The 4,064-nt window shown below is 68.9% G+C and carries 3 protein-coding genes; all 3 read left to right on the plus strand.

Annotated features, from left to right (window positions below; genetic code table 11):
- Nucleotides 1-208: 208 nt before the first annotated feature.
- The 3 genes from thyX to TR50_RS40365 all read left to right on the plus strand — a co-directional run bounded on the left by thyX (nt 209) and on the right by TR50_RS40365 (nt 3,916).
- Nucleotides 209-979 (plus strand): FAD-dependent thymidylate synthase, encoded by a 771-nt coding sequence (thyX, locus tag TR50_RS40355; protein WP_042434892.1) that lies wholly within the window; start codon nt 209-211, stop codon nt 977-979.
- A 219-nt stretch (nt 980-1,198) separates the two neighbouring features.
- The gene (gene dapA, locus TR50_RS40360; protein ID WP_042434895.1) at nt 1,199-2,098 is read left to right on the plus strand and encodes a 4-hydroxy-tetrahydrodipicolinate synthase; all 900 of its coding nucleotides are present in this window, start codon (nt 1,199-1,201) and stop codon (nt 2,096-2,098) included.
- A 132-nt stretch (nt 2,099-2,230) separates the two neighbouring features.
- Entirely contained in the window at nt 2,231-3,916 is a 1,686-nt protein-coding gene (locus tag TR50_RS40365) for a ribonuclease J (protein WP_042434898.1), read from the plus strand.
- Nucleotides 3,917-4,064: the final 148 nt, after the last annotated feature.

Raw genomic sequence — 4,064 nt, forward strand, 5'->3', positions numbered from 1 at the left:
CGTCCAGCTCGTCCAGGTAGGCCGGCGGGAGCACCCCCGCGTACGCCGCCCGCCACGAGTCGACGCGGACCCGCACCAGGTGCGCGGCGTCCGCTTCCACGGCCTCACGGACCGTCAGCTGCATCATGCTTCCCCCTCAGGGGCGGCACTGTACCTGAAACGTCCCGCACCACCCTGGCGGCTAGGCTGTTCGCCAGAGGATGCGCCCATGATCGAGAGGATTGCACCGTTGTCCGACGAGACGGCTGAGAAGGCGGACCAGCCCGAGCCCACCTTCCGTGAGGACGTCACCGTGGAGCTGGTGCGCGGCAGCGCCCAGGACGCCGACGTGCTCTTCGCCGCGCGGGTCTCCACGGCCGGTGAGCAGTCGCTGGACGAGCTCCAGAAGGATCCGGAGCGCTCCAAGGGGCTGATCAACTTCCTGATGCGGGACCGTCACGGTACGCCGTTCGAGCACAACTCGATGACCTTCTTCATCAGTGCGCCGATCTTCGTCTTCCGCGAGTTCCACCGGCACCGCGCCGGCTGGTCCTACAACGAGGAGAGCGGCCGCTACCGCGAGCTGCAGCCGGTCTTCTACGTGCCCTCCGCCGAGCGCAAGCTCGTCCAGCAGGGCCGTCCGGGGAAGTACGAGTTCTTCGAGGGGACGACGGAGCAGCACGAGGCGGTCACCCGGGCGATGCGGGCCTCCTACGAGCAGTCCTACGGCCACTACCAGTCGATGCTGGCGGCCGGCGTCGCCCGCGAGGTCGCCCGCGCCGTGCTGCCGGTGGGCCTGTTCTCCTCGATGTACGCGACCTGCAACGCGCGCTCCCTGATGCACTTCCTCTCGCTGCGGACGAAGGACGAGCGGGCCAAGGTGCCGAGCTTCCCCCAGCGAGAGATCGAGATGGTGGCGGAGAAGATGGAGGCGCTCTGGGCCGAGCGGATGCCGCTCACCCACGAGGCGTTCAACGCCCACGGTCGCGTCGCGCCGTAACACCGGTGCGGTGACGGCTCGTTCGCCCGTTCGGCAAGATTTCCCGTATGTCCCATTTGCGGGATATCTCACCGTTCCCTAATCTCAAAGACACGAGCCCCGGTGTCGCCTGAACCCCCGAGCAGGCGGCGCCGGGCTCCTTGCCTGCCAGGCGGTACGGTTGTCCTTCAGCTGGACCGTCTGTGCTTGCCCCTGCCCGCAACGAGTAGCGTTGGACTCATGGCTCCGACCTCCACCCCCGAGACCCCCTTCGGCCGGGCGCTGACCGCGATGGTGACCCCGTTCACCGCCGACGGCTCCCTTGACCTCGAAGGCGCCCAGCGGCTGGCCGTGCACCTGGTCGACGCAGGCAACGACGGCCTCGTCGTCAACGGCACCACCGGTGAGTCGCCGACCACCACCGACGCCGAGAAAGAGGCCCTGGTCCGGGCGGTCCTGGAGGCGGTCGGAGACCGCGCGCACGTCGTCGCCGGAGTCGGCACCAACGACACCCACCACACACTGGAGCTCGCCCGCCAGGCCGAGCGCGCCGGAGCCCACGGCCTGCTGGTCGTGACGCCGTACTACAACAAGCCCCCGCAGGAGGGCCTCTACCGGCACTTCACCGCCGTCGCCGACGCGACCGGCCTGCCGGTCATGCTCTACGACATCCCGGGCCGCTCCGGTGTGCCGATCTCCACCGAGACCGTCGTCCGGTTGGGCGAGCACCCGCGCATCGTCGCCAACAAGGACGCCAAGGGCGACCTCGCCGCCGCGAGCTGGGGCATCGCCCGCTCCGGCCTGGCCTGGTACTCCGGCGACGACATGCTGAACCTGCCGCTGCTCTCGGTCGGCGCCGTCGGCTTCGTCAGCGTCGTCGCCCACGTCGTCGCGCCCGAGCTGCGCGCCATGGTCGACGCCTTCGTCGCCGGCGACATCGCCAAGGCCACCGAGATACACCAGCGCCTGCTGCCGGTCTTCACCGGCATGTTCCGTACCCAGGGCGTCATCACCACCAAGGCCGCCCTGAACCTCCAGGGCCTCCCGGCCGGGCCGCTGCGCCTGCCGCTGGTCGAGGCCTCCGAGGCGGAGCTCGAACAGCTGAGGAAGGATCTCGCCGACGGCGGGGTACACCTCTGACAACACAGACGTCCACGTGCCGGAACCCGGCGGCGTGAAGCAGTACCTGCAGTACCAGAACCACCACAAGTGACGATGCCGCGTGCACCAGAGCCAGGAAGCTCCGACCGGTGCGCGCGGAAAGGAGAACCTTTGAGTCATCCGCACCCTGATCTGGGCGCGCCGCCGCCGCTCGCTCCGAACGCGCTGCGCATCACCCCGCTCGGCGGCCTCGGCGAGATCGGTCGGAACATGACCGTCTTCGAGTTCGGCGGACGCCTGCTGATCGTCGACTGCGGCGTGCTCTTCCCCGAGGAGGAGCAGCCCGGCGTCGACCTGATCCTGCCGGACTTCTCGTCCATCCGGGACCGCCTGAACGACATCGACGGCATCGTCCTCACCCACGGGCACGAGGACCACATCGGCGCGGTGCCGTACCTGCTGCGTGAGAAGCCGGACCTCCCGCTGATCGGCTCCAAGCTGACCCTGGCCCTGGTCGAGGCGAAGCTCGCCGAGCACCGGATCCGGCCGTACACGCTGGAGGTCAAGGAGGGCCAGCGCGAGCGCATCGGCTCCTTCGACTGCGAGTTCATCGCCGTCAACCACTCCATCCCGGACGCGCTCGCGGTCGCCATCCGCACGCCGGCCGGTCTCGTGGTCGCCACCGGCGACTTCAAGATGGACCAGGTCCCGCTGGACCGCCGCCTCACCGACCTGCCGACCTTCGCCCGCCTGGGCGAGGAGGGCATCGACCTGCTGCTGGTCGACTCGACCAACGCCGAGGTCCCCGGCTTCATCGCGCCCGAGCGCGAGATCGGCCCGGTGCTGCAGCAGGTCTTCGACCGCGCGGACCGAAGGATCATCGTCGCGAGCTTCGCGTCGCACGTGCACCGTATCCAGCAGGTGCTGGACACCGCGCACGAGTTCGGCCGGAAGGTGGCCTTCGTCGGCCGGTCGATGGTCAGGAACATGGGCATCGCGCGGGACCTCGGGTACCTGAAGGTGCCCGGCGGCCTCGTCGTCGACGTGAAGACCCTGGAGGACCTGCCGGACGAGGACGTCGTCCTCATCTGCACCGGCTCCCAGGGCGAGCCGATGGCCGCGCTGTCGCGCATGGCCAACCGGGACCACCAGATCCGCATCGTCGAGGGCGACACCGTCATCCTCGCCTCCTCGCTGATCCCGGGTAACGAGAACGCGGTCTACCGCGTGATCAACGGCCTGACCAGGTGGGGCGCGAACGTCGTGCACAAGGGCAACGCCAAGGTGCACGTCTCCGGCCACGCCTCCGCCGGCGAGCTGCTGTACTTCTTCAACATCTGCAAGCCGCGGAACCTGATGCCCGTGCACGGCGAGTGGCGCCACCTGCGCGCGGTCTCCGAGCTCGGCCAGAAGACCGGCATCCGCAAGGACCGCATCGTCATCGCCGAGGACGGCGTGGCCGTCGACCTGGTCAACGGCGTCGCGCGGATCGTGGGCAAGGTGCAGGCGGGCTACGTCTACGTCGACGGCCTGTCGGTCGGCGAGGTGGGCGAGGGCTCACTGAAGGACCGTCGCATCCTGGGTGACGAGGGCATCATCACCGCGTTCCTGGTCGTGGACTCCTCGACCGGCAAGGTGCTGAGCGGCCCGAACATCCAGGCCCGCGGCTCCGGCATCGAGGACGACGCGTTCGGCCCGGCGGTGGAGAAGATCCAGGAGGCGCTGTCGCGTTCCGCGCAGGACGGCGTTCTGGAGACCCGCCAGATCCAGCAGCTGGTGCGCCGGACGCTGGGCAAGTGGGTCTCGGAGACGTACCGTCGTCGCCCGATGATCCTGCCGATGGTCGTCGAGGTCTGACGACCCGTCCGGTACTCACCCGAACGGGTGAGGGGCCCTGTAGGTCGATTTGACTCGACCTACAGGGCCCCGTACTGTTTAGCGAGTTGCCCCGGTGACCGCCCCGAAGAGGACGGAACGGGAAGACGAAATCCACTGGAAATCAGGA

The organism is Streptacidiphilus anmyonensis, assembly GCF_000787855.1.
GTDB lineage: Bacteria > Actinomycetota > Actinomycetes > Streptomycetales > Streptomycetaceae > Streptacidiphilus > Streptacidiphilus anmyonensis.